Origin of the sequence: Thauera chlorobenzoica (genome assembly GCF_001922305.1) — a bacterium.
GTDB classification, from domain to species: Bacteria; Pseudomonadota; Gammaproteobacteria; order Burkholderiales; family Rhodocyclaceae; genus Thauera; species Thauera chlorobenzoica.
In genome coordinates this window covers 2,233,021-2,249,060 of the sequence record NZ_CP018839.1, presented here as the reverse complement: position 1 = coordinate 2,249,060, position 16,040 = coordinate 2,233,021, and the positions used below count along the sequence as shown (strand labels likewise).

Sequence of the window (16,040 nt, the reverse complement as noted above, 5' to 3'; positions counted from 1 at the left end):
ACCGTCGGACCATCGCACTCGACGCGATAGAGAATCGACCGGCGCGCAACAACCCGCCCCACACGCCGTTCCTGCACCGCCCGGTCGCGGCTTCCGGCGCTCAGCTCCGGCCGGAATGCTCGAACAGTGCGATCGACTCGACGTGCGATGTCTGCGGGAACATGTTGGCGATGCCGGCGCCGCGCAGCGCATACCCCTTTTCCCTCACCAGCACGGCGGCGTCACGGGCCAGCGTGGCCGGATTGCACGACACATAGACGATGCGCACCGGGCGTTGCTGCGGGCCGAGGGCCTTGACCACGGCGATCGCGCCCTCGCGCGGCGGATCGATCAACAGCTTGTCGAGCGGACCGAGGGCGGCGAGGCTGTCCTCGGTGGCCTCGAACAGATTGGCCGCATGGAATTCGGTGAGCTGCCCGAGGCCATTGCGGCGGGCGTTGTCGAGCGCGCGCGCGACCAGCGCGTCGCTGCCTTCGACGCCAACCAGGCGGGCGCCACGGCGCGCAATCGGCAGGCTGAAGTTGCCCAGACCGCAGAACAGGTCGGCGATGCGCTCCCCCGGCTGCGGGTCGAGCAGTTGCATCGAGCGCCGGATCAGCACGCGGTTGATGTGCACGTTGACCTGGGTGAAGTCGGTCGGACGGAAATCCATCTTCACATCGAACTCGGGCAGCGTATAGGTCAGTCCCGGCCCATCCGCCGGATGCAGCGGAATGGCCGAATCCGGGCCGCCGGGCTGCTGCCACACCTGGATACCTTCGGCTTCGGCAAAGGCGGCGAGACGGGTTTCATCCGCGCGGCTGAAAGGCAGCAGGTTGCGGAACACGAACACGGTGACGGCGTCGCCGACGGCGATTTCGACCTGGGGCAGGCGATCGGGAATCGACAATCCGGCGATGAGCTCGCGCAGACGGGGCAACAGGGCCGAGATCCGCGGCGGCAGCACCGGGCATTCGCGCATGTCGACGATGTAGCTCGATCGCCGCTCGTGGAAGCCGACGCGCAGCCCGCCCTTGCTCGGCACCAGGCGCACCCCGAGCCGCGCACGATCGCGATACCCCCAGGCCGGGCCGTGGATCGCAGGGTAGAGAATCGCCGGGCGCAGCTTGCCGATATGCCACAGCGCGTCTTCGAGGATGCGTTGCTTGGCTGCGGCCTGGGCGACGGCATCCAGGTGCTGCATCGAGCAGCCGCCGCAGGTTCGGTAATGCCGGCAGCGCGGCGCCACGCGCTGGGCGCTGGGGCGGAAAATGCGTTCGACCGTGGCCTGGGCGTAGCTGGGGCGTTCGCGCAGCACGGTGTATTCCACCTCCTCGCCCGGTAACGCGCCATCGACGAACACCGCCTTGCCGTCGACATGGGCGACACCACGGCCTTCGTGGTCCAGGGATTCGATACTTGCGACAGGCATGGTCGGGTCGATGAAAACGCGGTGTGCGATTCTACCCTGCCCCGTCCGGCCCGCAGCGGTCGCGCTGGCGGAGGACGCCGGTTCAGCGCACCCGCCGATGCCACCACGGCAGGGCGGCGTTCCCGCACAGCGCACAATTAGAAACAATAACAGCCTTGGTTAAATTTATTCAATTCATTGTTTTTAAATAAGCTTTACAAATACATTATCTTTTTGCATCGCAACAAATCCGGGCATTGTCATGGTTCAGCTGCTAAGATTCGAGCGTCTTCTCGCTCACCGGTGAGCTCAAGTTCCGGGCTGGCGGGCAGACATCGCGATCGCGCAACCACACTCATGCACCCGATAGGAAGACACATCATGAAGCACCCCCTTCTCGTAGCTGCACTTGTCGCCGTCGCCGTTTCGGCCTGCGGCAAGAAGGACGAACCCGCTGCGGTTCAGGAGCCCGTCTCCGCTCAGGAGCAGATGAAGGAGTCGGCGGCTCAGGCCGTGGACGCCGCCAAGGAAAGCGCGCAGGCCGCCGGGGATGCCGCTGCCGCAGCGGCCACGGCGGCCGGCGAAGCCGCCACCCAGCTTGGCGAGAAAGCCGAGGCCGCCGCCGCCGAGGCGGGAGCCGCAGCCCAGGAGCTCAAGCAGGACGCCACCGAAGCCGCCAAGGCGGCGGTCGATTCGGCGAAGGAGTCGCTGGAGAAGTAAGGGGCTCGTTTCCCGTCTGCGACAAAAAAGCCGGCTTCACGCCGGCTTTTTCATCTCTGCTCAGCGCAGCTGCTCGTGCAGCAGACCGAGCATGCGCCGCGCCGTCGGCGAGGCATCGACGCCACCTTCGCGGCTGAGCACGCTGACGCGGGAAGCCTCGCCATGGCTTTCCACACGCAGGCGGTATTCGCTGCCACCGGTGGCCGGCTTGTCCTCGCTGCGCCAGAACGCCAGCCGCGCCAGGAAACCCTTGTCCTGACTTTGGTTGTCCGCCTCCGGGTCCACGTAGCGGACGAAGTACAGCCCTTTTGCGCGATCGCGGTCCTCGACGGTGAAGCCGGTGCGGTCGAGGGCGAGGCCGACGCGACGCCAGGCGCGATCGAAAGACTCGTCCACCAGTAGCACGGCCTGGCCGTCTCCGCCGGAGCTGATCCGCGCGCGCTCCGCCACCTGCGGCGCAGCCAGCGCTGCTTCGGCGCGCGCCTCCTCCGCCCCCAGCCGCACCATCAGGCGGCGCAGCATTTCGGCTTCGAGTTCGGGGTCGGCCGGGCGCGGCTGCCAGATCGTGGTGTCCTTGGCCTCGGTCGGATAGATTTCGATCATGCCGCGGTGGCTGACGTAGACCTCGACCGTACCCGCATCCTTGCCCTGCTCGAGACGGGTGCGGAACTTGTCGCGCTCCGGCGTCGAATACAGGCCGTCGATCACGCGGCCGAGCGACGAGCGCAGGAAATCCTGCGGAATCTTGGCGCGGTCTTCGGCCCAGTCGGTTTCCATCACCCCGATTTCCGGGCTTTCCAGGTTCAGGATGAAGCCCATCTCGAGCCAGAAGTCCTTGATCTGCGGCCACAGCTCCTCGGCCGTGCCGCTGATCACCAGCCAGCGCTGGCTGCCTGCGCGCTCGATGTGCATCGTCGACGACGGGGTGAGGACTTCGGCCGTTGCACTCGCCGCCGCGGGCTGACCTGCGCGATCGGCCGCGTAGGCCGAGTAGGTGGCGACGCCGCGCGGCGCCACATCGGGGACGGCAAAGCGGTCATCGCGCCGGGGGGCGGTCAGGTCGGGCGGAATCTCGAGCGGGCGTTCGATCTGGCGAGCGCTCTTGTAGTCGATGCGCTTGGACTCGAGCAGCGACCCCGAGCAGCCGCCGAGCGCGAGCGTCATGGCCAGCAGGGAAAAGGAAGTGCGCGTGGAGCGGTTCATGGATTTCCTGGACAAAGAGGTTCGGGTCAGACCTGGATGCCGGCCTTGCGCATCGCCTCGAGTACGCGCGCATGATGGGCTTCCGACAGCGGAGTGAGCGGCAGGCGGATGCCGTCGCCGACCAGCCCCATGCGGGCAACCGCCCACTTCACCGGGATCGGGTTGGCTTCGCAGAACAGGTCGCGGTGCAGGCCGGTGAGGGCGGCGTTGGTCTGCCGCAGCGCGTGCATGTCGCCGGCCGCGGCAGCGGCGCACAGCGCGTGCATCGCGCGCGGTGCCACGTTGGCGGTGACCGAGATCACGCCATGGCCGCCGAGCATCAGGAACGCGGCGGAGCTCATGTCGTCGCCGCTGTAGAGGGCGAAGCCGGCAGGGGCACGCTCGATCAGGTCGCAGGCGCGATCGAGGCTGCCGGTGGCGTCCTTGATGCCGACGATATTGGGAATTTCAGCCAGGCGCAGCGCGGTGTCGTTGGCGAGATCGGCGACCGTGCGTCCGGGCACGTTGTACAGGATCAGCGGCAGTTCGACCGCTTCGGCAATGGTGCGGAAATGGCGGTACAGCCCTTCCTGTGACGGCTTGTTGTAGTACGGCACCACCGACAGATGGGCACTCGCACCCGCCTGGCGGGCGAAACGGGCCAGTTCCACCGCCTCGGCGGTGGAGTTGGCCCCGGTGCCGGCGATCACCGGGACACGCCCACCGACGTGGTCGACGGTGCTGCGGATGAGTTCGCAGTGCTCGTCGACATCGACCGTGGGCGATTCACCGGTGGTGCCGACGACCACGATGCCGTCGGTGCCTTCGGCGATATGCCAGTCGATGAGACTGCGCAGACGGGGAAAATCCAGGCTCCCGTCGTCCTGCATGGGAGTGACGATGGCGACAAGTGATCCGGTAATCATGGCGTGAGGGCAGTGCGATAAAAAAGCGATTCTAACCGATCGCCGAAACTCGGCCAGCGTGGCCAGCGAAATCGCCGCGCGTCCGCGCCTGAAGGGCTGTTTCAGCGGCAGGAAGGAAAACGGAACGGGGAAGGCACCGCCCGGCGGTGACCCGGCGGGTACTCACAGGTCGGCGAGGGACTTGATATGGGCCACCACCGAGCGCGCCAGCGCGGACAGCGCGTAGCCGCCTTCCAGAATGGACACGATCCGTTTGTGGCCACAGCTTTCCGCGACAATCTTGACCTGCTCGGTAGCCCATACGTAGTCGGCTTCGAGCAGTCCGAGCGAACCCATGTCGTCTTCGTAGTGGCCGTCGAAACCGGCCGAGATGAAGATCATCTGCGGATTGTGGCTGTGCAGCGCGGGCACCAGGATGTCGCTGAAAACCTGGCGAAAGGCTTCGCCCCGGGTGCCGGCCGGCAAGGGGACGTTGCGCATGTGCGGCGGCGGATTGTCGGTGCCGCTGTAAGGATAGAACGGGTGCTGGAAGACGCCCGCCATCATCACCCGGGGGTCGTCGCGGAAGATATCTTCGGTGCCGTTGCCATGATGAACATCGAAATCGACGATCGCCACACGCTCCAGGCCATGCGCTTCGAGCGCATGGGCGGCGGCGATGGCGACGTTGTTCATGAAGCAAAACCCCATCGCCTTGGCCCGCTCGGCGTGGTGACCGGGGGACGGACCGCGCAAAAGGCATTTTCGATTTCCCCCTTCATCACCAGGTCGGTCGCCAGCACCCCCGCCCCCGCCGAACGCAAGGCGGCTTTCATCGTACCCGGGCTCATCGCGGTATCGGGGTCGAGGTGGCGGATGCCGTGCTCGGGCACACTGGCGAACAGCTCTTCGAGGTATTCGCCTGCATGGACGCGCGCCAGCTGCACCCGCTCGGCTACCGGTGCGTCATAGAAGGAGACATACATGTCGAGCCCGGACGCGATCAGCCTGTCGTTGATCGCGGCCAGACGCTCCGGGCATTCAGGGTGCATCGCCCCCATGTCATGGAGCCAGCACTCGCGATGCGTGATGAATGCCGTAGTCGTCATGTTCCTCCCTCTCTCATCACCAAGATTCGAAGCGGTGGCCGTCTGCATGGAAGCCGCGCGGTTTTTCACCCGTCGCATGATGCGGAACCATTGGTCAGCAGGCTTTGTCGTCTATTATCACCGCTTCCCGATCAATTTCACAGTGTGCCCCGCAATGCCCCGGCACCATGCGGATCGCCTGCGCGAAGAGGCTGGCCGGGACATTCCGGCGAGGGTCTGCGCGCTTCGGCATACCCGCCTGCACGGCCCCGCGCGCCGGCGCCTGCACCCGCAGCTGCCACGCCATCGTATCGATTCGACCGGACAACCATGAGCTTTTCCGCCTTCTTCTCGAACCGCTGCCTCGCCCACCTGGCCAGCGCCGTGCTCACCCTTACCCTGCCGGCACTGGCCACGGCCTCCTATGCCGAACGCGAAGACGCGCGTGCGTTCATTGCCGAACTCGCGGCCCGCCACGATTTCGACCCTGCCGCACTCGGCCGCGCGCTGGCCCGTGCCCGCCACGATCCCAGCGTGATCCGGCTGATCACCCCGCCCGCGCACAAGGGGGCGCGATCCTGGCAGGACTACCGGGCGCGCTTTCTCGATCGCACGCGCATCGACGGCGGGCTGGCGTTCTGGGAAGCGCATGCGGTGACGCTCCGGCGCGCGGCCGACCAGTACGGCGTGCCGGCGGAAATCATCGTCGCCATCATCGGCGTGGAGACGATGTATGGCCGGCACACCGGCACCTTCGAGACCCTGTCCGCCCTCGCCACCCTGGCGTTCGACTATCCACCGCGAGCCGAGCTGTTCCGCCGCGAGCTCGAAGCGCTGTTCCTGCTTGCACGCGAGCAGGGACGCGACCCGGCAAGCTACAGCGGCTCGTTCGCCGGAGCACTCGGCTATCCGCAGTTCCTGCCCAGCAGCGTGCGCGCCTACGCGGTGGATTTCGACGACGATGGCCGGGTTGATTTCGACCGCGATGCCAGCGACGCCATCGGCAGCGTGGCGAATTACCTCCATGCCCACGGCTGGCAGGCCGGCGCCCTGGTCGCCGAACGGGCGCAGCTCGCGCCCGGTGCCGACACCGCGCCCCTGCTCGCGGCCGGAATCGAGCCCGCCCTGGCACCGGACATCCTTGCGCGTGCGGGCATCGCCACCATGGACGGCCGGGCGGCCGCGGCGACCGCAACCTTGGTCGATCTGGAAACGCCGGGCGCAGCCACCGAATACTGGCTGGGCTATCGCAACTTCTACGTCATCACCCGTTACAACCGCAGCAGCTTTTACGCGATGTCCGTGTTCGAGCTGGCCGAAGCCCTGCGCCTGCACCGGCTGGTCGCCGAAATGCGTTCCGCACAGAACCGGCCCTGAGCGGGCCTTCGGCGGTTAAACTGGCGTCGACCGGAAGGTCGTGACATGCCAGCCATCGGCGAAACGGCCATAACGCCAGCCGTACCGGTCGCCATCCGCAGGCGGCGCGCGGAGCCAGGGCGCCGCGCCCGATCGAGTAGCCGACCATGCCGGACATCTCCCCTCACGGCGGACCGCAGCCCGCCACCGACCCCACCACACTGCGCCCAGCCGCGGTCCGGCGGCACGACCTTCTTGCCGCCATCACCGCCGGAGCGGTGCAGTTCCGCGCCCAGCCCCTGCTCAGCGCAGGCTTCGCCGCCGTATTCACCGCGCTCGGCTTGCTGATGTTCGTCATCCTCGAGACGGCCGGAATCGCCCCCGTCAGCCTGTCGCTCGCGGGCGGCTTCATGCTCGTCGGGCCGGCCTTGCTCGCCGGTTTCTTCGCCCTGTCGGACCGCCTGCGCCACAGTGAAAAAGCCACCCCCGGCGACATTGTCCGCGGTTTCCGGCGCATGCCGCGCGGCGGCTGGGTGATGTCCTTTGTATGCGTGCTGATCTTCCTGATCTGGATAACCGATGCCGGGATCCTGTACGGCTTCATGGTCGGGCGCGAGCCCGTCGGCTTCGTCCGCCTGCTGCGCTTCGAAGAAACCGTCGCCGGCTACGTCTTCTACAGCGCGATCATGGGCGCGGTGCTCGCCTTCATCCTGTTCGCCGTATCGGCGTTCTCGATTCCGCTGCTCTACGACCGGCGTGCGCACCTCGTCCCGGCTGTGGTGGCGAGCGTGCGTGCGGTATTCGGCCGTTTCGGCGTGGTGATGAGCTGGGCCGTGCTGCTCGCGGTGGTGATCATCATCAGTGCGCTGCTGCTGCCCCTGCTGCTGATCACGCTGCCCGTGATGGCCTATGCGAGCAGGGAGCTTTATCTCCGTGTCTACCCCCCGGACGCCCCCCCACCACCGGTCTGAGCACGCTCGCCCCGGCAGCGCCGGAGCGGCAGCGGGCACGCGGGAGGCCGTGCCGGCAGAGCGCAAGGCCCGCCCCATGAAGGGACCGTGCTTACAGCAGGGCGTCGCGGGAGATACCGTTGCGCTTGAGTATGCGGCGCAGCTGGCCCAGGGCCTCGAGCTGGATCTGGCGCACCCGTTCGCGGGTCAGATCGAGACGGGTCGCCAGTTCTTCCAGCGTGAGCAGATCGCACTCATCGATGCCGTAACGGTGGCGCACGACCAAGCGCTGCTTGTCGTTGAGCATCCTGATCCAGGTTCGGACCAGATCCCCGATCTCGACGTTGTGGAGCTGGACTTCGGGAGCGGGCTGATGGTCGTCGGCGAGCGACTCCCCGATCGACAGCGAAGGGTCGATATCCAGCGGTGCATCGAGTGACGCGGTGTGCTCGCTAAGGGCGAGGATCGCCCTGACGTCATCGACCGGCTTGCCCAGGCGGCCGGCGATGTCCTCGAGCGTCGATTCGCCATTCGAAACCGCCTCGATGCTGCGCTGGGCGCGCAACACCTGGTTGAGCTCCTTGACCACGTGCACCGGCAGGCGGATCGTGCGCGACTGGTTCATGATCGCGCGCTCGATATTCTGCCGGATCCACCATGTGGCATAGGTGGAGAAGCGGAACCCACGCTCGGGGTCGAATTTTTCGAGCGCATGCATCAGCCCGAGATTGCCTTCTTCGACGAGGTCGAGCAGCGGAATGCCGCGGTTGAGGTAATGCTTGGCGATGTTGACCACGAGACGCAGGTTGCGCTCGATCATCGTCTGCCGGGAGCGGAAATCCCCTTCCCGAACCAGGCGGGCGAGGCGCAGCTCCTCTTCGGCGCTGAGCAGCGGGTTAGCGCCGATCTCGTTCAGATAGAGCTGGGTGACATCGCTGAAAAACTCGTTCTCGACTGCCTGGACCGGATGGCCGGAAAATACCTCCACCTCGGGCGGAAGATCCGGTTCATGACTTTCCAGTTCGTCAAGATTCGCCGGTTCCTCCATGCTCACCTCACTCAGCGTGCGGGCAGGTAGCGCATCGGATCGATCGCCTTGCCCTGTTTGCGGATCTCGAAGTGGAGCTTCGGGCGGTCTGATTCGGTGCTTCCAAGTTCGGCAATCTTCTGCCCCTGCGCGACCTGCTCGTCTTCCTTGACCAGAAGCCTGTCGTTGTGAGCATACACGGAGTTGTACTCCTGGTCGTGCTTGATGACGATCAGTTTGCCGTAGCCGCGCAGACCACTGCCTGCATAAACAACCTTGCCGGCGGCCGCCGCATGGACCGGATCGCCGACCCGGCCGCCGATATCGAGCCCCTTGTTGGATGCTTCGCTGAAACCGGCGATCACTGCACCGGCTGCCGGCCAATGCCATTGCCCGCCTGCCGAAGTCGGTGCCCCACCTGCAGCGGCAGGCTCGGCAGGCGCTGCGGGCACGGCGATCGGCGCACGGCCTCCGATCGGTTCCTGCTTGAGCGGCACCGAGCCCGAATCCGCGCCGTTGAGCGGCACCGGCACGGCCACTGCACCGCTCGGTGCCGGCTCGGCAATGCTGCCCGTCGCCGCGCCGGGCGGCGCCACGCGAAGTGTTTCCCCCACCTGGATCTGGTTGGGGTCGGTCAGACCGTTCCATGCCACCAGTTCCGGCAGGGTCACGCCGTACTGGCGTGCGATGCCGAGCAAGGTCTCGCCGGGACGGACCGTATGAACACCACTTGGCTGCGATGGTGAGCTCGCAACCGTCGCTCCCGGGATGCTGCCGGCGACATCGCGCACCGGAGCCGTCACTTTGGAAGCGCACCCCGCCATGAGGCCGGCGACAAGCAAAAGGGCGATGTGAGGCGACTGTTTGTGCATCCGAATACCGTATCTCATTCTGTACCACCGAGGAGCGGCACGAAGCGCACTGCTTCGAACCAGCTTTCCCGGAAAACATTTCCCTGGCGCTCGACCAGCAGCAAGCGCTGATCGGCCCCTCCCACCGGAACGATCAGACGACCGCCCGGCGCAAGTTGTTCCTTGAGTGCAGCGGGCAATCCGAGCGCTGCCGCAGCAACGATGATGCTGTCGAACGGCGCGGCCTCGGCGAGGCCGAGACTGCCATCCGCGAGTTTCAACCTGACGTTGTGCAGACGCAAGGGGCGCAGATTCGCACGCGCGCGATCGAGCAGCGGGCGCAGGCGCTCGACGGCGTAGACGTCGACAGCCAGCCGCGAAAGCACTGCGGCCTGATAGCCACAGCCGGCCCCCACCTCGAGCGTTCGGCCCAATTCCCGCCCTGCGCACAGCAGCTCGATCATCCGCGCCACGATGAAAGGCTGGGAGATCGTTTGCTGATAGCCGATCGGCAAGGGGGTGTCGTCGTAAGCACTGAAGGCCAGGCCTTCATCGACGAAGGCATGACGTGGCACCGCCTGCATCGCGGCGAGCACGCGTACGTCGCGGATTCCCTGGACGCGCAGGCGCTCGATCATGCGCGCCCGCGCCCGCGCCGCCTGACCCGCATCGACGACTCGCGTGATCACTTTTTCAGCCAGTCGAAAACCGGCGCGATGAGCCCGGTATGGGTCAGGTCGATCTGCAGCGGCGTCACCGACACGCAGCCGTTGGCGACCGCGTGGAAATCCGTCCCCTCGCCCGCATCCGCCGCAGCGCCGGCAGCACCGACCCAATAGACCGTGTCGCCACGCGGATTGACGCCGCGCACCACCGGCTCGGCCTTGTGCCGCTTGCCCAGGCGCGTGACGCGAATCCCCTGCAAGCGCTCGTAGGCGACATCGGGCACATTGACGTTGAGCAACACCGGCTGCGGAAACGGCCGATGCATGAAGCGCTCGGCCAGATCCCGCGCGACCCGGGCGGCAGCGCTGAAGTCGGCCGCCGACTTGCTGACCAGCGACACCGCGATCGAGGGCACGCCGAGCAGGAAGCCTTCGGTCGCCGCAGCGACGGTGCCGGAATACACCGTGTCGTCGCCCATGTTGGCACCGTGATTCACGCCCGACACGACCATGTCGGGCAAGTGCTCGAGCATGCCGGTGACGGCGAGATGGACGCAGTCGGTCGGCGTGCCGTTGACGTGATAAAAACCGTTGGAGGTTCTTTTGAGCGACAGCGGCCGATCAAGGGTGAGTGAATTGCTCGCACCGCTGCGGTCGCGCTCGGGCGCCACCACGGTTACCTCGCCCAGCGAACTCAACGCCTCGGCAAGGGCCGCGATCCCCGGGGCAAAATAGCCATCGTCGTTGCTGACCAGGATACGCATCTGGATTCCTGCGGGATGCCGCTGACCGCGGTCGGGAGGCTGTGATGTTAGCACAGCGTGCTGTGCCCGCCGGCACAGGAGCTCTTGCTACGGGCGCATCAACAAAAAACCGGCCATGGCCGGTTTGTTTGATTGGTCGGGGCGGCGGGATTCGAACTCGCGACCCCTTGCACCCCATGCAAGTGCGCTACCAGGCTGCGCTACGCCCCGACACAAGCGGCCATTATAGCAGCAGTTTCAGGATTTACCAGGTTTTTCGAAGCAACCCTGGTCAGGCCCGCAATTCGCCGAGCAGTTCCACAAGCTCGGCGCGCAGTTCATGCACCAGCCCCCTGAACCGCTCGACCTGAGCTTCATTTTCCCGATCAACGAGGGCCGACTCGCCCAGCCGGTTACGCGCCCCGGAGATGGTGAAACCTTCCTGGTAGAGCAGTTGCCGGATCCGGCGGATCAGCAGGACCTCGTGGTGCTGGTAGTAGCGCCGGTTGCCGCGCCGCTTCACCGGTTTGAGCTGGGTAAACTCCTGCTCCCAGTAGCGCAGCACGTGCGGCTTGACGCAGCACAGCTCGCTGACTTCGCCGATCGTGAAATAGCGCTTCGCCGGAATCGGCGGCAAGGGTTCGGCGCCGGTTTCAGGATTGCCTGCTTGCATCACTGAGCTGCTCCACCGCGGCCTTCAGTTTCTGACTGGCATGGAAGGTGACCACACGCCGTGCGGTGATCGGGATTTCTTCGCCGGTCTTCGGATTGCGCCCCGGGCGCTGCGGCTTGTCGCGCAACTGAAAGTTGCCGAACCCCGACAGCTTGACGCTGTCACCGTGTTCGAGCGCAGTCCGGATTTCCTCGAAAAAACCTTCGACCATGTCCTTCGCTTCACGCTTGTTGAGACCGACCTGCTCGAACAGCAAGTCGGCCAGCTCGGCCTTGGTCAGCGTCATCTCAGTCTCCCGCGCCACGCAAGCGGGCACCGAGCTGGGACTCGGCCTGCCTGACCAGCGCAGAAACGGCGGCCTCGACTTCGGCCTCTTCAAGTGTCCGCCGAGTATCTTGCATCAACACCCTGAAGGCAAGGCTCTTCTTGTCCGGGTCGATGCCCTTGCCATGGTAGACATCGAACAGCGCGATCTCGTCCACGATTGCCGGCGCAGCGCTCTTCAATACTTCCACAACCCGGGCAGCGGTGACTTCAACACCCACGACCAGCGCCAGGTCACGCGTCACCGCAGGCATGCGGGAAACCTCCGCGTAGGCCGGCACGCGCGCGGCGAGCGCGGCATCGAGTGCAACCTCGAACACCACCGGCGCGCTGCCGAGGTCATAGCGCTGAACCCAGACCGGATGGAGTTCGCCAACGATGCCGATGCTATGCCCATCCATGCGCACCGTGGCCGCACGCCCGGGATGCAGGGCTGGATGCGACAGGCGCTCGAATTCGAGCCGGTGCGGTGCGAACAGCGCTTCCAGATCGCCCTTGACGTCGTAGAAGTCCACGTTCCGGGCACGCTCGCCCCATTGTTCCGGAACCACCGGACCGGCAGCCAGCGCGGCAAGATTCATGACCTGATGGAAGCCGCGAACCGGCTCGCCATCCGCCTTGCGCTCGAACACGCGGGCCACTTCGAAGACGCGCACCCGGTCGCTCTGGCGCTTGCGGTTGGTCGCCAGATTGCCCGCGAGCCCGGGAATCAGGCTCGAGCGCATCACCGAAAGCTGGCTGGCGATCGGGTTGGCGAGGCGGATCGGGTCCTCGTTGGCGCAGAAATCCCGCTCCCAGGCTTCCTCGACAAAGGCGAAATTCACCACTTCCTGGTAGCCGCGGGCGGCCATCAGGTGGCGCAGCGCCCACACCGGACGGGAGCGCTCCGAGCTCGGCAGCATCATCAGGCTGCCCTGAGGGGCAACCGCCGGAATATTGTCGTAACCATGCAGGCGGGCCAGCTCCTCGATCAGATCCTCCTCGATCCCGATATCGAACCGCCACGACGGCGGCGTCACCATGAAGTCCTCGCCCTCCCGTGCAAGCTGCAGATGCACGCGCTCCAGCAGCCTGCAGACAGCCTCATCGGACAGCGTGATACCGAGCACCCGGCGCGCGCGCGCGGGACGCAGGCGTACCGGCGCACGCACCGGCAGCGCCGTGCGGACAAGCGCCTCTTCGACTGGACCCGCCGCTCCGCCGCAGATGTCGAGAATCAGCCCGGTTGCGCGCTCGATCGCGCTGCGCGCCAGTTCGAAATCGACCCCGCGTTCGTAACGGTGCGAAGCGTCGGAGCTGAAACCATGACTTCGGGCGCGACCGGCAATTGCATCGGGAGCGAAGAAAGCGCTCTCGAGAAAGACATCCTGGGTTTCCAGCGTGATCCCGCTGTGCTCGCCGCCCATGATGCCGGCAAGCGCCAGGGGGCGAGTCTCGTCGGCGATGAGCAGGGTGTCGGGCGCGGGGGTCACACTCTGCTCGTTGAGCAACAAGACCTGCTCCCCGGCCTGCGGTAGCCGGACATGGATCGCGCCATGCAGTTTCGCATTGTCGAAGGCGTGGAGCGGCTGGCCGAGCTCGAGCATGACGTAGTTGGTGACATCGACCAACGCACTGATCGCGCGGATGCCACTGCGGGCCAGACGGCGCACCATCCATTCGGGCGTTTGCGCCCGGGCGTCGACCCCCTTCAGGATGCGCCCACAATAGCGTGGGCAGGCTGCCGGAGCATCGAGCACGATGGCACGGCGGTCATCCACCGTGGGCGCGACGGCATCGGTCGCCGCGAGATTCAGGGGTGCCCCGGTGATCGCTGCGACCTCGCGCGCGACACCCACCAGGCTCAGGCAGTCCGCCCGGTTGGGGGTGAGCTTGATGGTAAACAGGGTATCGTCAAGGCCAAGGTAGTCGCGGATATCGGTACCCACCGCCGCGTCCTCGGGCAGGACGTGGAGGCCCGCGTGGTCTTCCGACAGGCCCAGCTCACGCGCCGAGCACAGCATGCCGAAGGATTCGACTCCGCGCAGCTTCGCCGCCTTGATCGCGAAGCCGCCCGGCAGCACTGCCCCGACCCTGGCGCAGGGCACTTTCATGCCGGCAGCGGCATTCGGAGCACCGCAGACAATTTGCAGCAGTTCTCCGGTGCCCGCATCGACCTTGCACAACTTGAGCTTGTCGGCATTGGGGTGCTTCTCGGCCTCGACGATGTGCGCCACCACCACGCCGCTGAAGGCCGGCGCGACCGGAACCGCCTCCTCCACCTCGAGGCCGGCCATGGTCAGCAGGTGGCCGAGTTCGGCACTGTCCAGTTGCGGATCGACGAAGGTCCGCAGCCACTGTTCTGAGAATTGCATGATTCGATAACCCGGATTGCGTGGATTGGGCGGAAAGGGTTCGACCGGACCGGGTCAGCGGAACTGACTCAGGAAGCGCAGGTCGCCCTCGAAGAACAAGCGCAGATCATTGACCCCATAGCGCAGCATGGTCAGCCTGTCCGGCCCCATGCCGAAGGCGAAGCCGGTGTAGCGCTCGGGATCGATCCCGCCGGAACGCAGCACATTGGGATGGACCACGCCGCAGCCGGCAATTTCCAGCCAGCGCCCTTCGAGCGCCCCGCTCATGAATGCGACGTCGATTTCCGCCGACGGCTCGGTGAAGGGGAAAAAGGACGGGCGGAAGCGCACCTGCAAGTCGTCGGTTTCGAAGAAGCGGCGCAGGAAGTCGGCGACGACCCCCTTGAGGTCGGCGAAGCTGACTTTTTCGCCAACCCACAGGCCTTCGACCTGATGGAACATCGGCGAATGGGTGGCATCGGAGTCGACGCGGAATACGCGCCCGGGCGCGATCACACGGATGTCGGGCATCGCCTCGAGATGCTTGTGGCGCTCGACATGGGCCTGCATCGCGCGGACCTGGACCGGGCTGGTGTGGGTGCGCAACAACACGTCCTCATGGCCTTCGAGATAGAAGGTGTCGTGCATCGAGCGCGCAGGGTGGTTTTCCGGCGTATTGAGCGCAGTGAAATTGTGCCAATCGGTCTCGATCTCGGGACCGTCGGCGACGACAAAGCCGATCGAAGCGAACAGCTGCTCGACCCGCTCCAGGGTGCGGCTGACCGGATGCAGCCCCCCCTGCGTCGAGCCGCGCCCGGGCAGCGTCACGTCCAACGCTTCGGAAGCGAGCTGGGCGAGCAGCGCGGCTTCGCGCAGCGCCTCGCGGCGAGCCTCGAGTTCGGCCTCGATCGCGGCTTTGGCCGCATTAATCGCGCCTCCCGCCTCCCGGCGGGCCTCGGGTTCAAGCCTGCCGAGCGATTTCAGGCGTTCGGTGAGCGAGCCGGCCTTGCCCAGGTAGCGCGCCTTGGCCTGTTCGAGCTGCGTGCTGTCGGTGGCGGCGGCGAAATCGGCCGCGGCCTGTTGTACCAGTTGATCGAGCTGTTCCATGTCCCTGCCCTGGCGGAATGCGGTGATGCGTCGTGCAGAATTCAGAAAAAAAAAGGAGGCCAGGCCTCCTTTTTTCGGACTGCGCCGGATTACGCAGCGAGTTTGGCCCGGGCCTGTTCGACAATCGCGGCAAACGCCGGCTTGTCGAACACGGCCAGATCGGCCAGGACCTTGCGGTCAATTTCGATCGCAGCCTTTTTCAGGCCGTTCATGAAGGTGCTGTAAGTCAGGCCCAGCTCGCGCGCGGCGGCATTGATCCGCGCGATCCACAGAACGCGAAACTGACGCTTGCGTTGACGACGGTCGCGATAGGCATACTGGCCCGCCTTCATCACCGCCTGCTTGGCGATGCGGTAGACGTTCTTGCGACGGCCGCGATAACCCTTGGCCTGGACGAGGACTTTCTTGTGACGGGCGCGGGCGGTTACACCACGTTTAACGCGAGGCATTGCGGTCTCCTATCAAGCGTACGGAAGCATGGCGCGGATCAGCTTTTCATCCGCGGCATGAACTTCGGTCATGCCGCGCAGCTGACGCTTGGCCTTGGTGGTCTTCTTGGTAAGGATGTGGCGCTTGAACGCCTGGGACCGCTTGATCCCCCCGCTCGAGCGGACCTTGAACCGCTTCGCGGCTCCGCTCTTGGTCTTCATCTTGGGCATTGCTCGGACTCCATGTTTTTGGATGCCGCCAGGTAGCATCGAAAAACCCCGATGCGTTTTGACACCC

At 65.8% G+C, this 16,040-nt stretch carries 16 protein-coding genes, 1 tRNA gene and 1 pseudogene; 3 read left to right on the top strand and 15 right to left on the bottom strand.

Translation table 11 applies throughout. The features are described from left to right. Positions 1-100: 100 nt before the first annotated feature. Entirely contained in the window at positions 101-1,411 is a 1,311-nt protein-coding gene (gene rlmD / locus Tchl_RS10445; protein WP_075148350.1) for a 23S rRNA (uracil(1939)-C(5))-methyltransferase RlmD, read from the bottom strand. Between the two features lie 360 nt (positions 1,412-1,771). On the opposite strand from rlmD, the gene Tchl_RS10440 reads away from it, so the two are divergent. After that, positions 1,772-2,110 carry a hypothetical protein gene (locus Tchl_RS10440; RefSeq protein WP_075148349.1) on the top strand — a complete coding sequence of 113 codons (339 nt, stop codon included), beginning with the start codon at positions 1,772-1,774 and terminating at the stop codon, positions 2,108-2,110. A 60-nt stretch (positions 2,111-2,170) separates the two neighbouring features. Here the strand turns inward: Tchl_RS10440 and bamC are convergent, their stop codons facing one another. The 3 genes and pseudogenes from bamC to Tchl_RS10425 all read right to left on the bottom strand — a co-directional run bounded on the left by bamC (position 2,171) and on the right by Tchl_RS10425 (position 5,249). Continuing rightward, positions 2,171-3,313, bottom strand: coding sequence for an outer membrane protein assembly factor BamC (bamC, locus tag Tchl_RS10435; RefSeq protein WP_075148348.1), 1,143 nt, complete (start codon positions 3,311-3,313; stop codon positions 2,171-2,173). 26 nt (positions 3,314-3,339) lie between these two features. Further along, the gene (dapA, locus tag Tchl_RS10430) at positions 3,340-4,218 is read right to left on the bottom strand and encodes a 4-hydroxy-tetrahydrodipicolinate synthase (RefSeq protein WP_075148347.1); all 879 of its coding nucleotides are present in this window, start codon (positions 4,216-4,218) and stop codon (positions 3,340-3,342) included. Positions 4,219-4,380: 162 nt separating this feature from the next. Continuing rightward, a pseudogene (locus Tchl_RS10425) lies at positions 4,381-5,249 on the bottom strand (histone deacetylase family protein). 366 nt (positions 5,250-5,615) lie between these two features. On the opposite strand from Tchl_RS10425, the gene mltB reads away from it, so the two are divergent. After that, the gene (mltB, locus tag Tchl_RS10415; RefSeq protein ID WP_075148345.1) at positions 5,616-6,662 is read left to right on the top strand and encodes a lytic murein transglycosylase B; all 1,047 of its coding nucleotides are present in this window, start codon (positions 5,616-5,618) and stop codon (positions 6,660-6,662) included. A gap of 146 nt (positions 6,663-6,808) precedes the next feature. Beyond that, positions 6,809-7,612: a DUF2189 domain-containing protein gene (locus Tchl_RS10410; protein WP_075148344.1), complete on the top strand. Its 804-nt coding sequence runs from the start codon at positions 6,809-6,811 to the stop codon at positions 7,610-7,612. 91 nt (positions 7,613-7,703) lie between these two features. Here the strand turns inward: Tchl_RS10410 and rpoS are convergent, their stop codons facing one another. The 11 genes from rpoS to rpmI all read right to left on the bottom strand — a co-directional run bounded on the left by rpoS (position 7,704) and on the right by rpmI (position 15,973). Then, positions 7,704-8,639: an RNA polymerase sigma factor RpoS gene (gene rpoS, locus Tchl_RS10405; RefSeq protein ID WP_075148343.1), complete on the bottom strand. Its 936-nt coding sequence runs from the start codon at positions 8,637-8,639 to the stop codon at positions 7,704-7,706. Between the two features lie 11 nt (positions 8,640-8,650). Then, complete coding sequence (locus Tchl_RS10400; protein ID WP_075148342.1) at positions 8,651-9,490, bottom strand: peptidoglycan DD-metalloendopeptidase family protein; 840 nt, start codon at positions 9,488-9,490, stop codon at positions 8,651-8,653. A 14-nt stretch (positions 9,491-9,504) separates the two neighbouring features. Continuing rightward, positions 9,505-10,158, bottom strand: a complete 654-nt coding sequence (locus Tchl_RS10395) for a protein-L-isoaspartate(D-aspartate) O-methyltransferase (protein ID WP_075148341.1) — start codon at positions 10,156-10,158, stop codon at positions 9,505-9,507. Then, on the bottom strand, positions 10,155-10,898 hold the full coding sequence (gene surE, locus Tchl_RS10390; RefSeq protein WP_075148340.1) for a 5'/3'-nucleotidase SurE: 744 nt from the start codon (positions 10,896-10,898) through the stop codon (positions 10,155-10,157). The genes Tchl_RS10395 and surE overlap by 4 nt, the downstream gene beginning before the upstream one ends. 133 nt (positions 10,899-11,031) lie before the next feature. Further along, positions 11,032-11,108, bottom strand: a tRNA-Pro gene (locus Tchl_RS10385). A 61-nt stretch (positions 11,109-11,169) separates the two neighbouring features. Continuing rightward, positions 11,170-11,550: a MerR family transcriptional regulator gene (locus tag Tchl_RS10380; RefSeq protein WP_075148339.1), complete on the bottom strand. Its 381-nt coding sequence runs from the start codon at positions 11,548-11,550 to the stop codon at positions 11,170-11,172. After that, entirely contained in the window at positions 11,531-11,836 is a 306-nt protein-coding gene (locus Tchl_RS10375; RefSeq protein WP_075148338.1) for an integration host factor subunit alpha, read from the bottom strand. The genes Tchl_RS10380 and Tchl_RS10375 overlap by 20 nt, the downstream gene beginning before the upstream one ends. Position 11,837: 1 nt before the next feature. After that, positions 11,838-14,228, bottom strand: coding sequence for a phenylalanine--tRNA ligase subunit beta (gene pheT, locus Tchl_RS10370; RefSeq protein ID WP_075148337.1), 2,391 nt, complete (start codon positions 14,226-14,228; stop codon positions 11,838-11,840). A 54-nt stretch (positions 14,229-14,282) separates the two neighbouring features. Continuing rightward, entirely contained in the window at positions 14,283-15,314 is a 1,032-nt protein-coding gene (pheS, locus tag Tchl_RS10365) for a phenylalanine--tRNA ligase subunit alpha (RefSeq protein WP_075148336.1), read from the bottom strand. Positions 15,315-15,403: 89 nt separating this feature from the next. Further along, the gene (rplT, locus tag Tchl_RS10360; protein WP_075148335.1) at positions 15,404-15,763 is read right to left on the bottom strand and encodes a 50S ribosomal protein L20; all 360 of its coding nucleotides are present in this window, start codon (positions 15,761-15,763) and stop codon (positions 15,404-15,406) included. A gap of 12 nt (positions 15,764-15,775) precedes the next feature. Further along, positions 15,776-15,973 (bottom strand): 50S ribosomal protein L35, encoded by a 198-nt coding sequence (gene rpmI, locus Tchl_RS10355; protein WP_075148334.1) that lies wholly within the window; start codon positions 15,971-15,973, stop codon positions 15,776-15,778. Positions 15,974-16,040: the final 67 nt, after the last annotated feature.